Origin of the sequence: Dyadobacter pollutisoli (assembly GCF_026625565.1) — a bacterium.
Lineage (GTDB): Bacteria > Bacteroidota > Bacteroidia > Cytophagales > Spirosomataceae > Dyadobacter > Dyadobacter pollutisoli.
This window is the reverse complement of record NZ_CP112998.1, coordinates 4,558,246-4,579,240: the sequence shown is the minus strand read 5'-3', so window position 1 is coordinate 4,579,240 and position 20,995 is coordinate 4,558,246. Positions and strand designations below refer to the sequence as shown.

13 protein-coding genes are annotated in these 20,995 nt (G+C 45.5%); 10 read left to right on the top strand and 3 right to left on the bottom strand.

Translation table 11 applies throughout. The annotated features are described in order from the left end of the window. The first annotated feature begins 159 nt into the window (after positions 1 to 159). The 3 genes from ON006_RS18750 to ON006_RS18740 all read left to right on the top strand — a co-directional run bounded on the left by ON006_RS18750 (position 160) and on the right by ON006_RS18740 (position 5,568). A complete protein-coding gene (locus tag ON006_RS18750) occupies positions 160 to 1,074 on the top strand; it encodes an ABC transporter ATP-binding protein (protein WP_244820903.1) in 915 nt (304 codons plus the stop codon). Between the two features lie 30 nt (positions 1,075 to 1,104). Beyond that, positions 1,105 to 2,421, top strand: a complete 1,317-nt coding sequence (locus ON006_RS18745) for an ABC transporter permease (RefSeq protein WP_244820902.1) — start codon at positions 1,105 to 1,107, stop codon at positions 2,419 to 2,421. 165 nt (positions 2,422 to 2,586) lie between these two features. Beyond that, positions 2,587 to 5,568 carry a glycosyltransferase family 117 protein gene (locus ON006_RS18740; RefSeq protein WP_244820901.1) on the top strand — a complete coding sequence of 994 codons (2,982 nt, stop codon included), beginning with the start codon at positions 2,587 to 2,589 and terminating at the stop codon, positions 5,566 to 5,568. A 107-nt stretch (positions 5,569 to 5,675) separates the two neighbouring features. On the opposite strand, the gene ON006_RS18735 is transcribed toward ON006_RS18740, so the two are convergent. The 3 genes from ON006_RS18735 to ON006_RS18725 form a co-directional block, all read right to left on the bottom strand. Continuing rightward, positions 5,676 to 6,857: an endonuclease/exonuclease/phosphatase family protein gene (locus ON006_RS18735; RefSeq protein WP_244820900.1), complete on the bottom strand. Its 1,182-nt coding sequence runs from the start codon at positions 6,855 to 6,857 to the stop codon at positions 5,676 to 5,678. 185 nt (positions 6,858 to 7,042) lie between these two features. Further along, the gene (gene dnaJ / locus ON006_RS18730) at positions 7,043 to 8,209 is read right to left on the bottom strand and encodes a molecular chaperone DnaJ (RefSeq protein ID WP_244820899.1); all 1,167 of its coding nucleotides are present in this window, start codon (positions 8,207 to 8,209) and stop codon (positions 7,043 to 7,045) included. Between the two features lie 41 nt (positions 8,210 to 8,250). Next, positions 8,251 to 8,907 carry a nucleotide exchange factor GrpE gene (locus ON006_RS18725; RefSeq protein ID WP_244821182.1) on the bottom strand — a complete coding sequence of 219 codons (657 nt, stop codon included), beginning with the start codon at positions 8,905 to 8,907 and terminating at the stop codon, positions 8,251 to 8,253. Between the two features lie 112 nt (positions 8,908 to 9,019). On the opposite strand from ON006_RS18725, the gene queG reads away from it, so the two are divergent. The 7 genes from queG (at position 9,020) to ON006_RS18690 (ending at position 20,726) form a co-directional block, all read left to right on the top strand. Next, positions 9,020 to 9,967 (top strand): tRNA epoxyqueuosine(34) reductase QueG, encoded by a 948-nt coding sequence (gene queG, locus ON006_RS18720; protein ID WP_244820898.1) that lies wholly within the window; start codon positions 9,020 to 9,022, stop codon positions 9,965 to 9,967. A 76-nt stretch (positions 9,968 to 10,043) separates the two neighbouring features. After that, entirely contained in the window at positions 10,044 to 10,457 is a 414-nt protein-coding gene (locus ON006_RS18715) for a DUF1761 domain-containing protein (RefSeq protein WP_244820897.1), read from the top strand. Positions 10,458 to 10,836: 379 nt separating this feature from the next. After that, positions 10,837 to 11,052 (top strand): carboxypeptidase-like regulatory domain-containing protein, encoded by a 216-nt coding sequence (locus ON006_RS18710; protein ID WP_244820896.1) that lies wholly within the window; start codon positions 10,837 to 10,839, stop codon positions 11,050 to 11,052. A 153-nt stretch (positions 11,053 to 11,205) separates the two neighbouring features. After that, positions 11,206 to 14,274, top strand: a complete 3,069-nt coding sequence (locus ON006_RS18705; RefSeq protein WP_244820895.1) for a SusC/RagA family TonB-linked outer membrane protein — start codon at positions 11,206 to 11,208, stop codon at positions 14,272 to 14,274. A 19-nt stretch (positions 14,275 to 14,293) separates the two neighbouring features. Then, complete coding sequence (locus ON006_RS18700; protein ID WP_244820894.1) at positions 14,294 to 15,871, top strand: SusD/RagB family nutrient-binding outer membrane lipoprotein; 1,578 nt, start codon at positions 14,294 to 14,296, stop codon at positions 15,869 to 15,871. A 221-nt stretch (positions 15,872 to 16,092) separates the two neighbouring features. After that, positions 16,093 to 19,410: a VCBS repeat-containing protein gene (locus tag ON006_RS18695; protein WP_244820893.1), complete on the top strand. Its 3,318-nt coding sequence runs from the start codon at positions 16,093 to 16,095 to the stop codon at positions 19,408 to 19,410. Then, entirely contained in the window at positions 19,410 to 20,726 is a 1,317-nt protein-coding gene (locus ON006_RS18690) for a vanadium-dependent haloperoxidase (RefSeq protein WP_244820892.1), read from the top strand. Before ON006_RS18695 ends, ON006_RS18690 begins: the two co-directional genes overlap by 1 nt. Positions 20,727 to 20,995: the final 269 nt, after the last annotated feature.

Here is a 20,995-nt window from a genome sequence, read left to right as displayed (position 1 = left end):
AGACATTCCTACATTAGTTTTATTGAAAAAAGCGAGCGGATATCCGCCCGCTTTTTATTTTTACCATTAATCCGTCAAATTACGCTTTCATACTTGTAACTTTAATCGAGCCGCTTATACTTTGCATATTTGGTGCATATTCACCGATCCTTCATCCCTATGAATATTATAGAAGTCCGGAATGTTACAAAAGAGTATTCCAACCACATTGCCCTCGACGATGTAAGTATTTCAATTCCCAAAGGCAGTATTTTCGGTTTGCTAGGCCCAAACGGTGCCGGAAAAACCTCACTCATCAGGATCATCAACCAGATCACCGGGCCAGACAAAGGAGAGATTTTGTTTGACGGCCAGCTTTTGAATTCCAGTCACATTTCCAGGATCGGCTATTTGCCGGAGGAAAGGGGGCTTTATAAAAAAATGAAAGTGGGGGAGCAGTTGCTATATCTCGCCCAGCTCAAAGGATTGTCCCAAAAAGAGGCGATGGATAAACTGAAAACCTGGTTTGTCAAATTTGACATTAAAACCTGGTGGGACAAAAGTGTGTCCGATCTTTCGAAAGGAATGCAGCAAAAGGTCCAGTTTGTGTCCACCGTGCTTCACGAGCCCGACCTGATCATTCTCGACGAACCGTTTTCAGGATTTGACCCTATCAATGCCAATCTGATCCGCGATGAGATCCTGGAATTGAAGCAAAAGGGCAGTACTATCATATTTTCGACCCACAGGATGGAAACCGTGGAGGAGCTTTGCGATAACATTGCATTGATTCATAAAGCCAAAAAAGTGCTCGATGGTCCCAAAAAGCTGATCAAGGAACAATTCAAGACGCATACTTATTTTGTCGAATACAAGGGACATATCGACGAACTTGACCCGATTTATGGTATTCTGGAAGAAAAGGAGCTGGAAGACGGGTACTATCGCGCCAATATCCATCTCGGAGAAGGTGCCAGTCCCAATGCGCTGCTGCTGAACCTGGTTTCCAAAGTAGAAATCAGGGCTTTCGGGGAGAACATTCCTAGTATGAGTGACATTTTTATGCGTTCAGTCAATGAGGTTCCAGAAGCGTAAGGGACGTTCCAACATTTAAATTTCTTTAAAATGCGTAATATATTTTTGGTGATCAAAAGAGAATACATGGTCAGGGTCAAGAAAAAATCCTTTCTGATCATGACTTTGCTCGCGCCTTTGTTATTTGTCGGATTTTATGCCGCGGTGATCTGGGTGGCATTGGGCTCTGTGGATGCAAAAACGGTGCAGGTGCTCGATGAGAGCGGTTTATTTCGGAATGAATTCAAGGATTCCGAGACATTGAAATTCACTTACATCTCCACCAGCATTGATTCTGCCAAAGCCGGTTTCAAAAATAGTGATGTTAATGCATTGGTATATATTCCAGCCAATGTGATCAAGGAGCCCAAAAGTGTCCGGATTTATGCTGCCAAAAACGTAAGCCTTGACCTGAAATCGGAAATTGAGAAGGTTATCGAAAAGCAAATTGAGGATATCAAACTTTCGGAGGCAGGTATTACGCACAAAATTCTGGAAGATTCACGTGTTAATGTCAGTTCAGAAACGATTAGTCTGAATGAAGAGGGAGAAAAAACCAGTAGTTCCGGTGCGGCGACGGTGATCGGCGGAATCTGTGCTTTCCTGATCTATATGTCGGTTTTTATTTACGGAACGCAGGTAATGCGGGGTATTACGGAAGAAAAGACCAGCCGGATCGTCGAGGTCATTATTTCGTCTGTCAAGCCTTTTCAACTGATGCTCGGCAAAATCATCGGAGTGGCTTTGGTTGGTCTGACGCAGTTTATCCTGTGGATTTTGCTCACTACCGCCCTCACCAGTGCGACGTCGGCGATTTTCAGCAGCAGGATGTCCAAAGATCCTGTTCAAATGTCTCAGGAAATACGTCCTGGGATGCCAACTCAGGGAATGCCGGGAGGTAACGTTGAAAATCCTATATCTGAGGTGTTAGGAGCTGTTGGTAGCCTCAACATTCCACTTATTGTAGGATGTTTTCTGTTCTATTATCTGGGCGGGTACCTTCTTTACAGCGCACTTTTCGGCGCCGTCGGGGCTGCGGTGGACAATGATGCGGATACGCAGCAATTTATGCTTCCGATTACGTTACCCATCATCTTTTCATTTGTATTTGCCCAATTTGTACTGCGCGATCCTGACGGTACCCTCGCATTTTGGACGTCGATCATACCATTTACCTCACCGATTATTATGATGGTGCGAATACCTTTTGGTGTGCCTGCCTGGGAAATCGCCTTGTCAATGGTGTTGCTTGTGCTTGGTTTTATGGGCACAACATGGCTTGCAGCTCGGATTTACAGGGTTGGGATATTAATGTATGGTAAGAAAGTAAGCTATAAGGAACTGGCTAAATGGATATTTTATAAGTGACCATTGACCGCCGCTAGCCACTTCTTTAACGTTTTTTAAGAGACGGAAAATCTTGCTGTTGTGGTAAATTTGCTAATTTTGGCCGACCATTGATAAAACTGCTCAATAAGAGTTGCCATCTTTGCGGATCGTGCATATAACTTTTTCAAATTTACCGTCTTTCAGATGACCCGTTTCAACCGTTCCAACAACCTTACGGGTTGGATAGTTTTCGCAATCGCATTAGTCACATACTCACTTACGGTCGAGCGGACCGCAAGTTTTTGGGATTGCGGAGAATTTATAGCTTGTGCATTCAAATTACAGGTGCCTCACCCTCCGGGAGCACCATTTTTCCTTTTAATAGGCCGGATATTCTCACTTTTTGCATTCGGTGACCTCACCAATGTGGCTTACTGGATCAACATGGTTTCGGTCATGAGCAGCGCATTTACGATCCTTTTCCTATTCTGGACGATCACATTGCTGGCTCGCAAACTGATTTCTAAAACCGAAGAAGAGCTTACTCAGGGCGATATAGTCCTGTTATTGGGTTCCGGCATCGTCGGTGCTTTGGCTTACACATGGTCCGACTCATTCTGGTTTTCGGCCGTGGAAGCGGAGGTTTACGGTATGTCGTCTTTCTTTACAGCTATTGTGATCTGGGCAGTGTTCAAATGGGAACGAGTGGAAGATCCTGCTGCCGAAAACCGCTGGTTAATTTTCATCGCCTACCTGGTCGGCCTATCTATCGGTGTCCACTTATTGAACCTGGTTACGATTCCGGCGCTTGCATTGGTTTATTATTTCAAAAAATACCCAAAACCCAGCGTATTTGGAGGTATTTTGGCATTTATAGGTGGCTTAGTGATTCTGGGGATTATCAACTCTGGTATCATTCCAGGGTTGCCAAGCATTGCGGGTAAGTTTGAGATATTTTTCGTGAATTCACTGGGGCTTCCTTACAAGTCCGGGGTGATTTTCTTTATCATTATATTCATTGGGGCGCTTATCTGGGGAATTCGTTATTCTCACAAAAAGGCTAATGTTTTACTCAATACAGGCTTGCTTTCATTGGCTTTCGTCCTGATCGGTTACGCGAGTTACCTGATGGTTTTGGTACGTGCTGAATACAATCCGCCGATCAACGAAAACAACCCTAATGATGTCCTGAGCTTCGTTTCTTACCTGAAAAGGGAGCAATATGGTAGCCGTCCGTTATTGTATGGTCCATCGTTCGTGTCCCGTCCGGTAAGCCAGAAGCGCGGTGCGCCAATGTACCGGAAGCAGGATGGTAAGTATGCGATCTACGATTACCGTCCTGAGTATGAATATGAGCCAGGCAGCAGCATGCTTTTGCCTCGTATGTACAGCACGCAGCCCGGTCACCCGCAGCTTTATCAGCAAATGACCGGTTTGGCAGAGGGGCAGAAACCTAATATGGCACATAACCTGTCCTTCATGTTCTCGTATCAGATCGGGCATATGTACTGGCGGTATTTCCTATGGAATTTTGTAGGCCGTGAAAGTGATGAGGAAGGAGCAGGAAATATGCTGCCGTGGGACGTTGCCAAAAAATATCCCGCGCCTATCGCTAACAACAAGGCGCACGATAACTACTTCATGCTGCCGTTCATTCTCGGTTTGTTTGGATTGGTAATTGTTTATTTCCGTCAAAAACGCGATTTGCTGGTTCTTGGACTGTTATTCGTGCTGACCGGCGTTGCCCTGGTAGTATACCTTAACTCACCGCCGACAGAGCCTCGTGAAAGGGATTACATTTATGTGGGTTCTTTCTATATTTTCTGTATCTGGATTGGTTTTGGGGTGATCGCCATTGCCGATGCGATCAGCAAATTTGTTCAGAGCGCAACAGCCCGTGCAGGTGTTGCGACCGGTATTTGCCTGGTAGTACCTGTTATTATGGGGGTAAAAGGCTGGGATAACCATAACCGTGACCACCGTTATCATTCAGTTGATTTTGCCAAAAACCTGTTGAATTCATGCGCGCCCAATGCGATCTTGTTTACAGGCGGCGATAATGATACATTCCCCTTGTGGTATGTTCAGGAAGTGGAAGGCTTCCGTACCGATGTGCGCGTGTGTAACCTCAGCTTGCTCGGCACCGACTGGTACATTGACCAGATGAAACGTAAAACGTATTTGTCAGAAGCGCTTCCGATTTCTTTGGATAAAAACAATTATGCTTTCGGTAAAAACGACATTGTGCCGTTTTATGAAATTCCAAGTGTGAAGGACGGTATCAACCTGAAAGAATACATGGGATTGGTGAAGCAAGAAAACAAAGCGATCCAGGTTCCATTGACCAGCGGCGATATGACTTCCATCTTGCCGTCGTCTGTTCTTTTCCTACCTGTGAATGCAGAGGCGGTTAAAAAGATGAATATCATCAAAAGCGACTTGCTTCCATTTGTGAGCGACTCTATCAGCTGGACAATCGGGAAAGGTGATTTGTACAAATCAGACCTGATCATGCTGGATATCATTGCTACCAATGACTGGAAGCGTCCGATCTATTTCTCGTCGACACTGGGCGGTTCAAGCTACCTGAATCTGAAAGAATACATGCAGCTGGAAGGTTATGCATATCGTTTGTTACCGGTAAAAGTACCTGGTGCAAGCGACGGTTACGTAAATGCGGATGTGATGTACAAGAACCTGATGACCAAAATGTTCTGGCGTGACCTGGATAATCCAAACACGTATTACGACAATACATACCTGGGCTCTCCGGTGGCTACTGCACGCATCGCGTTTCTTCGTTTGGCCGGTCAGTTGATTGCTGATGGTCGTAAAGACGAGGCTAAGAAGGCGATTGATAAGTCATTAGCGACGATGCCAGACAAGAGCATTCCTTACGATCAGTTCTCGGCCAACTTCATAGGGCCATTGTTTGATCTTGGAGAAACAAAAAGAGCACTGGAAATTGCCGAAACCATGGCTACGCGTGCAGATGAAGTACTTACCTGGGCAAAAGACAATGGCACTACCAAGCGTCGCGACAGCAATGTGTACCTATACATCATGCAGATCATCGTGCAGGAATGCCGCGAAGCAAAACAGGAAGCAGCCGCTAAGAAATACGAAGCCATGTTCCAAAAACACCTGGCGGCGTTTAATATGTATGGCAGTGGCGCAGCTCAGTAATAATTGTCTGAGCGCAGCGGCCGCCGCTGCGCTCAGGATGACAAATTATAAAACGAAAACGGGGAAATGGTCTGACCATTTCCCCGTTTTCGTTTTATAATTTTCAATTAATCTACTTTCACCTTCACCCAAACCAACCGGTGATCTGAACTAGACTCCCGCTTCTCCACCAACTCCGCCATCGGTTCACCTTTCGGTGGCCAGAAAACGCCGCTATCGATGATTTTGAAGCCTTTTCTGGAAGGTAGGACATAGTCTGCACGCATTCTCCAGAAAGCAGTGTGATTCTTGGCAAATGCATTGGCACTGGTATGTTCTGCTCCGCCTTTGCTCGACGGGGGCATATCATTATTAACCGCAGGATGGCTCAGTAATGATCTTATTCCGGCAGTAAGTGCATTGCCTTCGTCAGGAGATGCATTCTGGTCACCCATGATTACAAAGTTGGCATTGGCTTTGAGGCCGCCTTTGTGGCCCTTATCGTCATAAATGTAAGTACTGGTATTCGTGCTGATGTAGTCCCGCCAGAATCTTATCTCATCATGATTGCGCTTGCCGTTACGGTCTTCGGCACCGTCGAAAGTAGGAGGGGTAGGGTGGCTTGCGAGTATATGGATGATCTTGCCTCCGGCCTGTACCGGAATGTCCCAATGTGATTTGGAGGATAACGGAAACTTTGCCCAGGCTTCTGGCTGATACCAATCGGTTCCGTCTGGTTTAGTGGTTTTCAATGCGCCAGGCATGTCCTTCCATTTGAAATTTTGAAATGTCCGCACATTGTTGACATCAATAGGGTAGCGCGATAAAAGTACCATTCCGTATTGTCCCGGATAGTTTCCAAAACCCCAGGCATCTGCGCCGAACTGCTCGGCTTTGCCATTGTTGTCCAGGTCGTATGGGCTTGGCTGGCCGGTGTTCACTGTGGAGTAGTAGTAATAAGGGTAGTCAATGCCTTTTGAACCGTCAGAATCGTCTTTCAGGTATGCTTTTACAAATTGCAAAACGCCGGCTTGCGGGTCTTTTACATAGTCAAATTCATTGAGCAGTATCACATCCGGCCGGACAGTCTTGATAATGCGGGCAATGTTGCGGATCTGCTGATTGGTGCCCGAAGCAAGTTCTTTGACCAAAACCTGTTCAGAGATACCTTTGGTACCTCTCGGAACATAGTTCTCAGCCTCCATACTGACATTATAAGTCGCAAAAGTGAGTTCAGCAGGGGCAGCAGACTGTGAAAAGAGCATTGGAGCGTAGAGTAGGGCAATGGATAATAGAATGGGTTTTATCATGGTTGTGTGATTTCAGTTTATTGATATGATAACAAGAAATACATATTAGTATCATAATGCTGTCGCGGGACGAATTGGTTCGCCCCCCGGATTACTATAATATTAAGGTATGCGATTTCGGGAGCAAATAAAAGGCCGTTCCACGAATGCAACGGCCTTTGTCAATATTTATACGATCCGGAATTTCAATGGAAGAAATCCTTCATTTTATCGAAAAATCCTTTTTCATTCTTGCCTGGCTTAGGCTGAAAATTAGGAGAATGTCTCAGTGATTCGAGCGTTTCACGTTCGTCGGATGATAATTGCTGAGGTGTCCATACATTAATGTGGACCAGCTGATCACCTTTTCCGTAGCCGTTCAGGTCCTTGATACCTTTTCCTTTCAGGCGAAGTATCTTTCCAGCCTGCGTACCCGATTCAATATTGATCCTCGCTTTACCGTCAATGGTCGGGATTTCAACCGAAGTGCCCAGTGTTGCATCAATGAAGCTCAGGTGCATATCGAATACCACATTGTTCCCGTCACGTTTCAGCAATGCGTCCTCTTCTTCTTCAATGACGATCAGCAGGTCGCCAGCCACGCCACCACGGGTTGGTACATTACCTTTGCCCGACATCGAAAGCTGCATGCCTTCCGCAACACCGCCCGGAATGTTCAACGTGATCAGGTCGTCCTGTAACAGTCTTCCTTCTCCCGCACAAGAATCGCAACGCTCGCTGATGATCTTACCATCACCATTACAGGTAGGGCAAGTACTTGTCGACACCATCTGGCCTAGCATAGTGCTCACTACTTTCCGAACCTGCCCAGTCCCGTTACAGGAATTACAGTTGGTCAGCGAAGTACCATGTTTCGCGCCGTTTCCACCGCAGGTATTACAGGTAACGTGTCTTTTGACTTTTATTTTCTTTTCAACGCCGTTGGCAACCTCTTCCAGGTTCAGTTTCAGTTTGATCCTGAGGTCGGAACCTTTACGTACCCGGCGTCCGTTTCCACCGCCCTGACGTCCGAAAATGTCTCCGAAAGGACTGCTATCTCCGAAAATATCTCCAAACTGAGAGAAAATATCGTCCATTGAGAACCCTCCGCCACTGAACCCGCCAGCACCTGCTCCCGACGCACCACCCACACCTGCATGACCAAACTGATCATATCGCTGGCGTTTGTTTTCGTCACTCAGGATACTGTAAGCCTCCGCTGCTTCTTTAAACTTGTCTTCAGCAGTAGGATCGTCAGGATTTTTATCCGGGTGAAACTTGATTGCCAGCTTGCGGTAAGCCTTCTTAATGTCGTCAGCAGCTGCGCCGCGATCTACCCCAAGGATTTCGTAATAATCTCTTTTCTTTGCCATTTTAAATTGCTAATATATCTTGTTCCGCGGCCAGCGTAATGTTAGGCGCCAACGATCACTTTTGCGTAGCGAATCACTTTATCGTTCAGGTAGTACCCTTTTTCAATCTCATCGATCACTTTTCCTTTGAGATCTTCGGAAGGAGCAGGGAACTGCGCGATAGACTCGTGAATTTCAGCATCAAAAGTTTCTCCTTTTGACTCCATGGCTTTCAGGCCTTTGGATTCGAGGGTTTTAAAAAGCTTGGTGTAAATCAGGTCAACGCCTTCTTTCAGCGCGTCAATCTCAGTTGATGAGTCGAAAGAAACCTTGGCACGTTCAAAATCGTCCACGATAGGCAGGATAACTTTGACCATGTCGGCGCTTGCACCGGATATCATTTCCAGTTTTTCTTTCGCTGTGCGTCTGCGGAAATTTTCAAAATCGGCATATAGGCGCAGATACTTGTCTTTCAGTTCAGCAATTTCAATTTTGGCAGCATCTAATGGGTTAGTTTCGGCTACGGGCGCCTCACCCGAGGGCGCCTCACCGGCGGGTGCCGCACCAGTAATCTCCTGGCCTGCGTTGTCGAGTGGCACAGAATTGGAAGTTTCGGTATGCTCTTCATTTACCAGATTGTCAGTTTCCAATGGGGCTTGTTCCTCGTTCATTTCGTAATTTTTGTCTTGATCTATGTTGAAGTCTGTATTTTCCGGCATAATTCTCTTTGGTAATGTACCTTTTGCAATAGCCATTTACCCTCTAAATTATTTTGCCAGGCCTAAAATACTGACAAGATGGCATTTTACAAGCATTTCGTAACTTTGCAATATGACTACAGATGATATCGTAAGGCAGGAAAGGAGTCAGTTTATCAAGGCGAAGGCCATTGAAAATGGTTTTGATTTTTGCGGTATTTCAAAGGCGGAATTCCTCGAAAACGAGGCGCCGAGGCTTGAAAACTGGCTGAACCGTAACCAACACGGGGCTATGGGCTATATGGCCAACCATTTCGAAAAGCGGCTCGATCCCCGGAAGCTCGTCGATGGTGCGAAAAGCGTGATCTCTGTTTTACTCAATTATTATCCCGAAAAAAGACTTCCCGAGGGAGAAGACGACCTCAAACTTTCCAAGTACGCTTACGGAACAGACTACCATTATATACTAAAGGAAAAGCTGGCCTCTTTATTGCTAGCCGTTCAGGGAGAGATTGGGGAGGTGAGCGGCCGGATTTTCGTCGACTCTGCACCGGTCATGGACAAAGTGTGGGCCGCAAAAAGCGGATTGGGCTGGATCGGGAAACATTCCAACCTCCTGAACCGCGACATGGGCAGCTTCTTTTTTATAGGAGAAATCATCTGCGATCTCGATCTTGCCTATGATGGCGCGGTGCAGGATTACTGCGGAACCTGTACGCGCTGTATCGACGCCTGCCCGACCGATGCCATTACGGAGCCCTTTGTCGTGGACGGCAGTAAATGCATCAGTTACTATACCATTGAATTAAAGGATTCGATCCCGCAGGAGGTTCAGGGCAAGTTTGGCAACTGGATATTCGGCTGTGACATCTGTCAGGACGTGTGTCCCTGGAACCGCTTTTCCAAACCACACACAACCAGTGAGTTTGCATTGCCGGAAAGTTTGGCAGGCTTTACCAACAATGACTGGCAGGAAATTACGGAAGAAATTTTTCGTGAAATTTTCAGACGTTCCCCTGTAAAACGTACTAAATATGAAGGTTTGAAGCGCAATATAGATTTTGTTATATCGTCTAAATAAAAAGCACAATTAATTTTTAAACCTTATATTTGAATCTAGGGAGTTCCTTTCGATGACTGAATAAAACACTCAAAACATGAGAAAACAATCTGTCAATCTTTGGGCCGTGCTTGTATGTGTGGTGATTGGGCAAGTAATACCAGCCTTGTGGTATAGTGCTTTTTCAGAAAAATGGATGGCTTTAAATGGCTTCACAATGGAGCAGATCAAAGCCGCTACCAGTCCGGTACCCTACCTGGCCAGCATTGTTTCCGCTTCCTTCATGGCCTACACGATGGCGTGGGTCTTTACCAAAATCCCTGTTAAATCTTTACTCGTCGGTTTTCTAACCGGCCTGCTCTTTGGTGTGGTGTTCGTTTTGTTTGAAACCATCGTCAAAGATATGTTCTCCATGCGGCCGCTACTGCTCTCGCTGATCGACGGAGGTGTGAGTGTGCTCGTGTACGCAATTACCGGCGCGATCCTCGGAATATGGCGTAAATACGAATAACGACTGCATACCCTTCGAACCTCTATCTTACAATAATACTAGTTCTCATCTGCGGGACCCGCGGGTTTGGAGCAGTTTCGCACCTCTTTCATTGCGGTTACACAAAATATGTTCAATCCCTGTGCTGCCAAGCAAAACAATTTGAAGAAGGCCAAATGTTAATTGGTGTTTCGAGCACGCAGCGAAATATTATTGATTTCTTTAAATGTAATTTAGACAAATAAAATTTCTTATACGGTCTTGTATCGGACTTTTAGTGCTTTGATGGCTTATAAATTCAGAATATTAGTTTAGTACAATTAAAATTCTCAAAATAAATTGCAATGTTTCCGAATTAGATTTAAATTTCATGAATATTCAATAAACCCATCTTTTACCTATGAGAAAAACTTTACGGTTAATGCTACTTACACTGGTGCAAGTAGCATTTTTCATTTGCACAGCAGAGGCCCAGGACCGGCAGATTACCGGTAAGGTCACTGATGAAAATGGCTCGGGATTGCCAGGTGCCAACATCCTGATTAAAGGTACGACGCGCGGAACAAACACAGATGCTGAAGGTGCTTTCAGTTTATATAAGACGTTTAATCACTGACGTATATTAAAAAGTTATAAATAAACCCAGTTGTTCTTAAAATTATTTAATTATCAAATATTTTAAGATATTTGTTCTATCTGGACCGTTGCGTGGCAATTATTCGGCCTATACCAAATTTAACCAATTATTAATTTACTAATTTATTAAGTTATGAAAGAAAAGCTACTTAGAGCCTTAGGGAAGGGAATGATCCCGCTCGTGCTTGTTTTGCTTTTAACCTCCTTATCAGTCTTCGCCCAGGACAGAACAGTGACCGGTAAAGTGACGGACGAAAAAGACCAGGGTCTGCCTGGTGTTTCAGTGACGGTGAAAGGTTCCACAAGAGGAACCAATGCGGATGCAGAAGGTAATTACTCACTAACTGCTGTAAAGGACGGGGATGTCCTTGTGTTTAGTTCTATTGGTTATCTAAAGCAAGAGCTAAGTGTGGGTAGTCGCAGCTCGTTGGATGTGAAAATGGTGCCGGATGCGGCCAATCTTGAAGAAGTTGTCGTAACAGCTTTGGGTATCCAGAGAGACAAGAAAGCCCTAACTTATGCAACGCAGCAAATCGGAGGGAAGGAATTGCGGCAAGCTGCCAATACCAACTTTGTTGATGCCTTAAATGGTAAGGCCGCTGGTATTGATATAAAAGTGAGTAGCTCAGGTGCAGGCGGTTCCACCAGGGCAGTCCTTAGGGGTAATAAATCGTTGCAGGGATCAAGTGAGGCTCTTTACGTAATCGACGGTATTCCCATGGTCAATAACAAAGGTGCGCAACCAGGTTCTTATGGTGGAACAGATGGTGGTGACGGTCTTTCTGCTATTAACCCTGCTGATATCGAAAGTATCAGCATATTGAGGGGGGCAAATGCTTCTATACTTTATGGTAGCCAAGGTGCCAATGGTGTCATCTTAATCACAACTAAAAAAGGCAAGGAAGGCAAATTGTCTGTTGATTTCAATTCCAGTGCAGTCCTGGAAAAAGTATCCGGTCTTCCTAAATTTCAGTATCGTTATGGAACTGTGGGTGGTGATTATAGCTGGACGCCAGTAGGAACTCCAGAGGTTAAATCGGACAATTATCAGAAGGATTATATCGAGGACTTCTTTCGGACTGGTACCACCTTTACCAACTCGGTGGGAATCACTGGCGGGAATGCTAAGACGAGCGTATATTTCTCTTACGCGAATATTTCTTCCAACGGTGTCATGCCAACTAATACCTACCGGAAAAATAACTTTTCGTTCAGACAAAGCACCAAAATGCTGAATGACAAGATGACGATCAGCTCTGGTGTGATCCTATCTTCTGAAGTATCCAAAAACCGCCCGGGTGCAGGTTATTATAACAACCCGCTGACGGGTCTGTATTTATTCGCCAGAGACCGCGACTTCAACAACTATAAAGATAACTACGCGGTATTCAACGAGGCCAGGAATATGGATAAGATGAACTGGTATTCGACAGAAGAAAAGCAGAACAATCCTTACTGGGAACTTAACAAGGATCCAAAATTGCAGTCTTACAAAAGGCTTATTGCCAATGTGAAACTTTCGTATGATATCGTTGAGAATCTCAGATTTGACGTAAGAGCCAACATCGATTACAATAATGTTTTGGATGATAAGCGCTACGCAGCGGGTGGTAACTCTGTAAGTGTCAGCCCGAACGGTACATGGGCCTACGCAAAATACACAGATCAGTCCATATACACGGATGGTATCCTTACCTATAACAAGAGCCTGGGCGATTTCAGTTTAACTGCGCTGGCTGGTCTTAGTTATCAGAAAAACAAATACTTCGATGGAATGACCGTGAACAATGGTACGGTATCGTTGCAGTATCCCAACGTATTTACGTTTGCGAATATGCCTTACAACGTAATTTTCAATAATCATCCGGATTATAGCAATACCATAAAGCAAGGTGCTTTTGCCAACTTATCTCTTGGTTATAAGGACTTCCTGTTTCTGGATCTCGCAGGACGTAATGACTGGGCGTCCACCTTGGCTCTTACCGGTAATCAGTCCTACTTTTACCCATCTATTGGAGGGTCTGCCGTGATTAGCCAGATGCTTGATTTGCCCAAGGCCATATCGTTATTGAAAGTGAGGGCTTCGTTTTCGCAAACAGCAAACGAAGTACCTTATAACCGGGTGCTTCCCTTGAGTACTATCGGCGGTGCTGGTGGTCCATCCGGTATAGGTGGTATCAACAGACCCACGCAGGTGCCCTTTACAAACTTGAAACCTGAAAAAATTGTAGCCAACGAGTACGGTCTGGAATCCAAGTTCTTTCACAACAAGTTAGGGCTTGACTTTACCTATTACAGCGGCGCCAGCACCAATCAGTTCCTTTCACTGGCAGCACCTTCGGGTTCGGGATATACAACTTACTATGTCAATGCGGGAAGGATCGAAAACAGTGGGTTTGAGCTAACTCTTACTGCAGAACCATTCCGTACAGATCATTTCAGCTGGACTACTGCGATCAATGCCTCACAGAACAAAAACAAGATAGTAGAATTGATCGCGTCAAATCCTAACTATCAGGTAGGTGGCGACAATGAGGGTTTTGCGTCGATCATCAAAGCAGGCGGGTCTTTCAATGATGTCTACATTTACAAATTCGCCCGCAATGACGCTGGACAAATTATTTTGGATAAAAATGGTGTCCCAACCAAGGCGGCGACACAAACAATTGTAGGTAACGTAAATCCTAAGCTTTTGCTGGGATGGACCAACAATCTGACTTACCGTAACTTCTTCGCCAGCGTCCTGGTTAATGGTAAATTCGGTGGCGTTGCGTTTTCAAAGACAGAGGCATTCCTAGATTCTTATGGTGTGAGTGAAAGGTCTGCGGAGGCAAGAGATGCAGGATCAGTTCCCATAAACGCGGTTACGCCCGAAGGCGCAGCGGTTACTTCCATTGCTCCGTATACCTATTATTCTGCCATCGGCGACAGAAATAAGATCATGGAACCTTATGTGTACTCAAGAACAAACGTCAGGTTAGGACAGTTTGTGATAGGCTACAATTTCAAGAGCAAAGGCACAAACCCGGTATTTAAGGACGCCTCAATCTCTTTCGTAGGAAGGAACTTATTCTTCTTCTATAAAAAAGCACCTTTCGATCCTGAGCAAGCTATGAGCACCAACAACTCTATGACGTCCACTGACGTGTTTGGTTTGCCATCTACAAGATCTTATGGGCTGAACCTGAAGTTTTCATTCTAAAAGCTTTAAAATCATTGACATGAAAAAAATAATTATAGCACTGGTATCCGTGATTGCGTTCGCGGCGTGTACCGATAATTTTATAGAGACAAACCAGAACCCGAATCAAATTTCGGATGAAGTACTTAAACAAGATTTTAATCTTGTAGGCTCTCCATTTTCCAACATGATCTTCAACTTGAACGGTCACCAGATCGAAGAGGATCTATGTTCCGACAACTGGATGGGCTATATGGGCACGCCGACGGACTTCGTGGGGAATGTGAACAATACGACTTACTATATCCGATGGAATACCTACTGGAACCGGGTATATGGCAGCGTGATGTCGCCTTCGAAGCAGGTAATTCAGCTGGCAAAAGACAACAATTTGCCAATGTTTGCGACCTGGGCTAAATTGATCCGTGTTTTCGCTGTGTCCAAATTGACGGGTGTACACGGGCCGGTAATTTATTCCCAATACGGTTCTTCCGCTAATTCAATTCCGTACGACAAGGAGTCGGATCTGTATCCGCTTTTCTTTAAGCAGCTGGATTCTATCCAGACTGACTTTAACGCCAACAAAGAGTATTCGGGGTACAAAAAATTCGACCCATCTCTTTATGGAGGCAGCATTCCTCGGTGGCAGAAAGTAGTAAACTCGCTACGCCTGAGATTGGCTATGCGCCTTTCAAAGGTGGATCCGGCAATGGCTAAGGCCGAGGGGGAAAAAGCCCTGGCCGATCCTGCCGGCCTAATAACCACCAATGCTGATAATTTTGTCAACTCATTGAATGGTAACAAGATACCAGTTGCTCAGATCTGTTACGAATGGGATGATACCCGTATGGGAGCTGTAATGGAATCGTTTTTGGTCGGCTTAAAAGATGGCCGCATATCCAAATATTTTGCTCCAATGACTAATGCTGCATTGTACGCTGATCACCCGACGATGCCATACAAAGGCGTTCGGAATGGTGCTTACATTAAAGCAAAAGCGGATCATGTGCCTTTCTCAAAAGTGAGCGAAGATTTCCAGACAGTGCAGACCAGAAGAAACTTCACGGCAGCGGAAGTGGCCTTCCTTAAAGCAGAGGCCGGACTTAGAGGCTGGGCTGGTGCGGGCGACCCCAAAACCAACTACGAAGAAGGTATCAAACTCTCCTTCGCCGATTGGGGTGCGGGTGGCGTAGATGCCTATCTTGCCGACGCTACGAGCAAGCCAATCAGTTATGTAGACCCGATCGACGCCCGTAACAATTTCACTACTGCCTCCACCATTACAGTGGCATGGAACAACGCAGATTCTGACGAGCTGAAGCTGGAAAAGATCATTACTCAGAAATACCTGAACACCTTCACCAATACGCAGGAGGCATGGGTCGATTTCAGGCGCACTGGCTATCCTAAAATACCACATGTGGCCAAAAATGACAGTAATGGCGACTGGGGCGCTATTCCGGCAACAGAGTGGATCAAAAGGATGCCATTTGTAAATGCCGAGAGAACCGGTAACACTGCCGCCGTTGCAGATGCTGTGACAAAAATGGGTGCTGGCGCGAAAGACGATATCGCTACCCGCCTATGGTGGGATACGGGTAAAGTTGCAAACTTTTAAATATTAAAAGTGCGGATGTCTTTGAATTGGGATGGTGCTGAGCCATCCCAATTTTTTTTGCTGGGACAAATAAAATAGCATAAACGAAAGCAGTAAGAAACGTAAATTTTCTTACTGCTTTCAACAAAATGAGTGGACTAAGTTTTAACTTCAACTTTCGGTTGAAGTTTTTTTAATTTATAAGTAAATCTTCCTTTTCTTAACTCGGCATCAGTACATTAATGACTATCCGGAACCGCCGCCTTTCTTTACTATTGCTCCTTTTTCTGACATTTCAGCTGTCCGTTGTCAGAAGCCAGCAGCTTTTTAAGTTGCTTCCTGCCAAACAAACCGGCATTGATTTCAGTAATGTCATCAATGAGGACGAAAAGCAGAATGTGATGTCCTACGAATATTTTTACAATGGCGGAGGTGTTGCGATAGGCGATCTCAACAATGATGGTTTCGATGATATTTTCCTGACCTCGAATATGGGTTCCAATAAGCTGTACCTGAACCTTGGGGCGGAAAAAGGAAAGGAGATGAAATTCAAAGACATTACCAGCTCAGCCGGAAAGGAAATTGAAGGCAGAAAAGGAGGGTGGAAAACCGGGGTGACCATGGCCGACGTGAATGGCGACGGGCTGCTCGATATCCACATTTGCTACTCAGGCAAAGTCGAGGACGCAAAACGTAAGAATCAACTGTTCATCAATCAGGGTAATCTCAAATTTATAGACCAGGCTAAGGAATACGGGCTGGACAATATCAGTTACAGCACCCAGGCGGCTTTTTTTGACTACGACAATGACGGTGATCTGGATATGATGCTGCTCAACCATAGTGTCAAGAAAATCGACAATATGGAACTGGCCAAGTTCAGGCAGGAAACGGATGCGCTGGCAGGAAACAAACTATTTGAAAATCAGAAAAATCATTTTGTAGAAGTAACCCAAAAGTCCGGTATTCATCAGTATCCGCTCACATTCGGGTTGGGAATGGCCATTGCCGATGTGAATCTGGACGGCTGGCAAGATATATATGTTACAAACGACTACAACGAGCCCGATTACCTTTACATCAACAACAAAAACGGGACATTCACGGATGTTACCAAACAATATTTCCGGCACCTCGCCCAGTTTTCAATGGGTATCGACATTGCCGATTTCAATAACGACGGACTTCCCGATGTCATGTCGCTCGACATGCTTCCGGAGGATAACCAGCGTCAGAAATTATTGCAACTTCAGGAAAACTATGAGTCGTTTGAACTCATGACGAGCCAGGACCTGCACAAGCAATACATGCGGAACATGCTGCAGTTGAACAATGGCGACGGTACATTCAGCGAGATCGCGCAGTTCGCCGGCGTTTCCAACACGGATTGGAGTTGGAGCCCGCTTTTTGCAGATTTTGACAACGACGGTTATAAAGACCTCTTCGTGTCCAATGGGTATCTGAGGGATTATACTAACAAGGATTTTCTCAAATACTGGGGCGACTACAAGGTCAGGAGAGCAGTGGACAAGGAACCCGTGCAGCTGATGGACCTGATCAAAGCCATGCCTTCTACCAAGCTGGCTAGCTATATTTTCCGCAATAATCAGGATCTTACTTTTACCAAAATGCAGGACGTATGGGGTATGCAGGAGCCATCCATTTCCAGCGGTGCCGTTTATGCCGACCTTGACAATGATGGGGACCTGGACCTGGTGGTGAGCAATATCAATGACCCCGCATTTGTGTACCAAAACATGGGCCGAGAGCAAAACGGCGGCTCGTGGCTGCAACTCAAACTAAAAGAAAAGTCGGTTAACCGGAACAGCGTCGGGGCCAAAATTTCGGTTTTTAACAAAGGTAAATTACAATATCAGGAATTGAACCCTAACCGGGGATACCTGTCCTGCATGCCGCTGAGGCTGCATTTTGGCCTGGGAAAGGAAACGGTAGCAGATTCTGTACAAGTGGTATGGCCGGATGGTACCGAGGAAACGCTACGGCAGGTAAAAGCCAATCAATTGCTGACCATTGAAAAAAAGGATAAAAAGCAGGCAGAGAAAAACACGATGTCTTTTGAAATGAATCCTGTTTTTAAAAAGCAACAAAGTGTTATTGCGTACCGGCACGAGGGTTTTAATGAAAATGATTTTAAAAGACAGCCGCTCATGTTGTCGATGTACTCGCAGACCGGCCCGATCGTAGCGAAGGGTGATGTGAACAAAGATGGGCTGGACGATATTTTTGTAAGCGGGGACCAAAACAAGAAGGCGGAGATCTGGTTGCAAAAAAATAATGGCACATTCGCTGAAATGCCTGATTTTGCGGTAGGGGATGAAAGTATTTCCGCGGCGACAGCTGCTGTCTTCTTTGATGCAAATGGCGATGGTTTCGACGATCTCTACATCGGTAAAGGAGGTTATTCGATGTTTGAACCCAATACTGTTTCATTGCAGGACGAAATTTATCTGAATGACGGAAAAGGAAAGCTGAACCTGTCGGTACTCTCCACGCCTAATTTAAAAGCGAGCAGCAAGTCCTGTGTACGTCCATTTGATTTTGACAAAGACGGTGATGCGGACCTCTTCGTGGGAGGGCGCATTATCCCTGGCCGCTATCCCGAAGCACCGGTTTCGTATCTGCTTATTAATGACGGAAAAGGCATTTTTTCGGTAAAGGAATCACCGTTTTTCAAAGTGGGAATGGTGACCGACGCACAATGGGCGGATCTCAATGGTGATGGCAGCGTGGAGCTGGTGATCTGTGGAGAAATGATGCCGATCAAGGTCTTTTCTTACAATGGAAAGGATTTTGAAGATCAAACTGCGAAATATTTCAAAAATGAAGAGAGCGGAATGTGGGCCTCATTGAAAATAGAAGACCTGGACGGCGACGGAAAACCCGACCTGCTAGCGGGAAATCTGGGACTTAACTCGCAGATCAAGGCTTCAAAAGAACAGCCTGCGGAATTGTACTTCGCGGATTTTGACAAAAATGGCTCCATTGACCCGTTTTTCTGCTTTTATGTGCAAGGGAAATCGTACCCATTCGTAAGCCGCGACGAGCTGAATGATCAGATTTATCCAATGCGTAAGAAATTTCCTTACTACAAAGACTACGCAAATGCATCGATCAAGGAAATGTTTTCACCCGAGGATCTTAGCAAGGCAGCCAAACTGGAAATGAATGAGACCCGTACGGTCTGCTTTTTGAACAAAGGAGGTCAGTTTGAAAGGAATGTTTTGCCTGTGCAGGCGCAGTTTGCGCCAGTTACTAACATACTTGTCCAGGATTTTAATCATGATGGTAAAAAGGATCTGCTGCTGTTGGGAAATAAGGCGGATAACCGTTTGAAACTGGGAAGTATGGATGCGAACTACGGATGCCTGCTGACCGGCGACGGAAAAGGCGGGTTCAAATATATGGACCAGCCGATATCAGGTTTATCGGTGTCGGGCGACGTGAAATCGGCAGTCGATGTGACCATTAACAAGGAGCGGGTTATAGTGATCGGGGCGTTTAATGAGTCGCTTCAGTTTTATGAAAACAAAGAAAATTAATGCGTAGGTTTTTACTGATTATATTGTTTTTGAGTCAATTTGGCGGCATTGCTAGTGCAAAAGACGAGCTGCGTAAGCATTTGCAGCCTGCCGTCTTTTCGGTGACAATGGTCATGATCCACGACGTCGTGAATCCGCCTGCGGCGAGCCGTTTTTATACTTATTGCATGATGGGAGCATACGAGATCGTCGCTCAGAACAACAAGCAGATCGTGGCCCCGACCTCATTTATCAAGAGCATTGAACCCATTAAAATAGAAGCTGCCACTGGTTATGATTACCAAATGGCGGCGCTTTACTGCATACTGGAAACGGGGAGACTGATACTGCCATCGGGATATATGTTGGAAGAGGATCAGAAAAAACTGATCATAGCGCTGCTGCGGGAAGGACACACGCAGAGAACCATTGACCAGGCGGTGGCTGTGGCGCAGGAAGTGGCAAAAAAAATCGCCGCAAATGCAGCCACTGACGGATACCTTAAACTCAGTACCAGGCTAAGATATCGTCCTACAAAAGGGGATAGCTACTGGTACCCGACCCCACCGGGATATATGGAAGGCATCGAGCCGCATTGGAAAACGATCCGCCCGATGCTCATCGATTCGTGTAACCAGTTTGTGCCAAAGCCTCCGGTGGAGTTTAGCAAAGATTCGACTAGTGAATTTTATAAGCTGGCGACCGAAGTGTACCAAGTTGGCAAACGACTGACAGAGAAAGAACGCTTTATAGCATCATACTGGGACTGTAACCCGTTTGCGATCAACACTTCGGGGCATATGTCGATCGGTTTTAAGAAAATCAGTCCGGGCGGGCACTGGATGAACATTACCGGGATTGCTACTGCCCGGGCGAATTTGGACCTGGACAAAGGAATAATGGTGCATGCATTGGTAGCGGCAACATTGATGGATGCGTTCATCAGTTGCTGGGACGAAAAATACCGCAGCAACCGTATCAGGCCCGAAACCGTGATCAACAGGTACATGGATCCCAAATGGCAGCCTCTTTTGCAAACGCCGCCTTTTCCTGAGTACACCAGCGGGCATAGCGTGATTTCAACCGCGGTATCGGAGACGCTGACCTACCTGCTTGGCGACAATTTTACATTCCGGGACGACACAGAAGTGATATTCGATTTGCCAACCCGGGATTTCAAATCATTCAGACAAGCAGCCGAGGAGGCGGCCATTTCGCGTTTATACGGAGGCATCCACTACCGCGACGCCATTGAAAACGGCCAGGTACAAGGCAGGGCAATCGGGCAGTTTGTGATTGAAAAGCTTAAAAAAGAAGGAATTAAGCCAGTTATTTGAGATAATATAGTTTTATTTTTCTTCAACTCCTATTGATTTCCACCGGATAAATGAGGCATGCCTCATGGAAACTTTTTCCGGAAGAATTTTGGATCAAAGCGTATTTTCATAGCTTTCGGCACTTGTTTGACCTAGATATGAAGAAGTGGAAAATCTCTTTTTTTGTTTGCCTGCTACTTTTGTTGATCATCATTGTATTTAGTGCATTTTCAATAGTAGATCAAGCTATTTCCATCTCCTACATGAGAGAAGGATATGCTGAAACTGAA

Coding starts and splice junctions, on each gene's coding strand:
- ON006_RS18695 (WP_244820893.1), top strand. CDS start 16,093: ATGACTATCCGGAACCGCCGCCTTTCTTTACTATTGCTCCTTTTTCTG.
- ON006_RS18745 (WP_244820902.1), top strand. CDS start 1,105: ATGCGTAATATATTTTTGGTGATCAAAAGAGAATACATGGTCAGGGTC.
- dnaJ (WP_244820899.1), bottom strand. CDS start 8,209: ATGGCAAAGAAAAGAGATTATTACGAAATCCTTGGGGTAGATCGCGGC.
- ON006_RS18750 (WP_244820903.1), top strand. CDS start 160: ATGAATATTATAGAAGTCCGGAATGTTACAAAAGAGTATTCCAACCAC.
- ON006_RS18735 (WP_244820900.1), bottom strand. CDS start 6,857: ATGATAAAACCCATTCTATTATCCATTGCCCTACTCTACGCTCCAATG.
- ON006_RS18725 (WP_244821182.1), bottom strand. CDS start 8,907: ATGCCGGAAAATACAGACTTCAACATAGATCAAGACAAAAATTACGAA.
- ON006_RS18690 (WP_244820892.1), top strand. CDS start 19,410: ATGCGTAGGTTTTTACTGATTATATTGTTTTTGAGTCAATTTGGCGGC.
- ON006_RS18710 (WP_244820896.1), top strand. CDS start 10,837: ATGAGAAAAACTTTACGGTTAATGCTACTTACACTGGTGCAAGTAGCA.
- ON006_RS18700 (WP_244820894.1), top strand. CDS start 14,294: ATGAAAAAAATAATTATAGCACTGGTATCCGTGATTGCGTTCGCGGCG.
- ON006_RS18705 (WP_244820895.1), top strand. CDS start 11,206: ATGAAAGAAAAGCTACTTAGAGCCTTAGGGAAGGGAATGATCCCGCTC.
- ON006_RS18715 (WP_244820897.1), top strand. CDS start 10,044: ATGAGAAAACAATCTGTCAATCTTTGGGCCGTGCTTGTATGTGTGGTG.
- ON006_RS18740 (WP_244820901.1), top strand. CDS start 2,587: ATGACCCGTTTCAACCGTTCCAACAACCTTACGGGTTGGATAGTTTTC.
- queG (WP_244820898.1), top strand. CDS start 9,020: ATGACTACAGATGATATCGTAAGGCAGGAAAGGAGTCAGTTTATCAAG.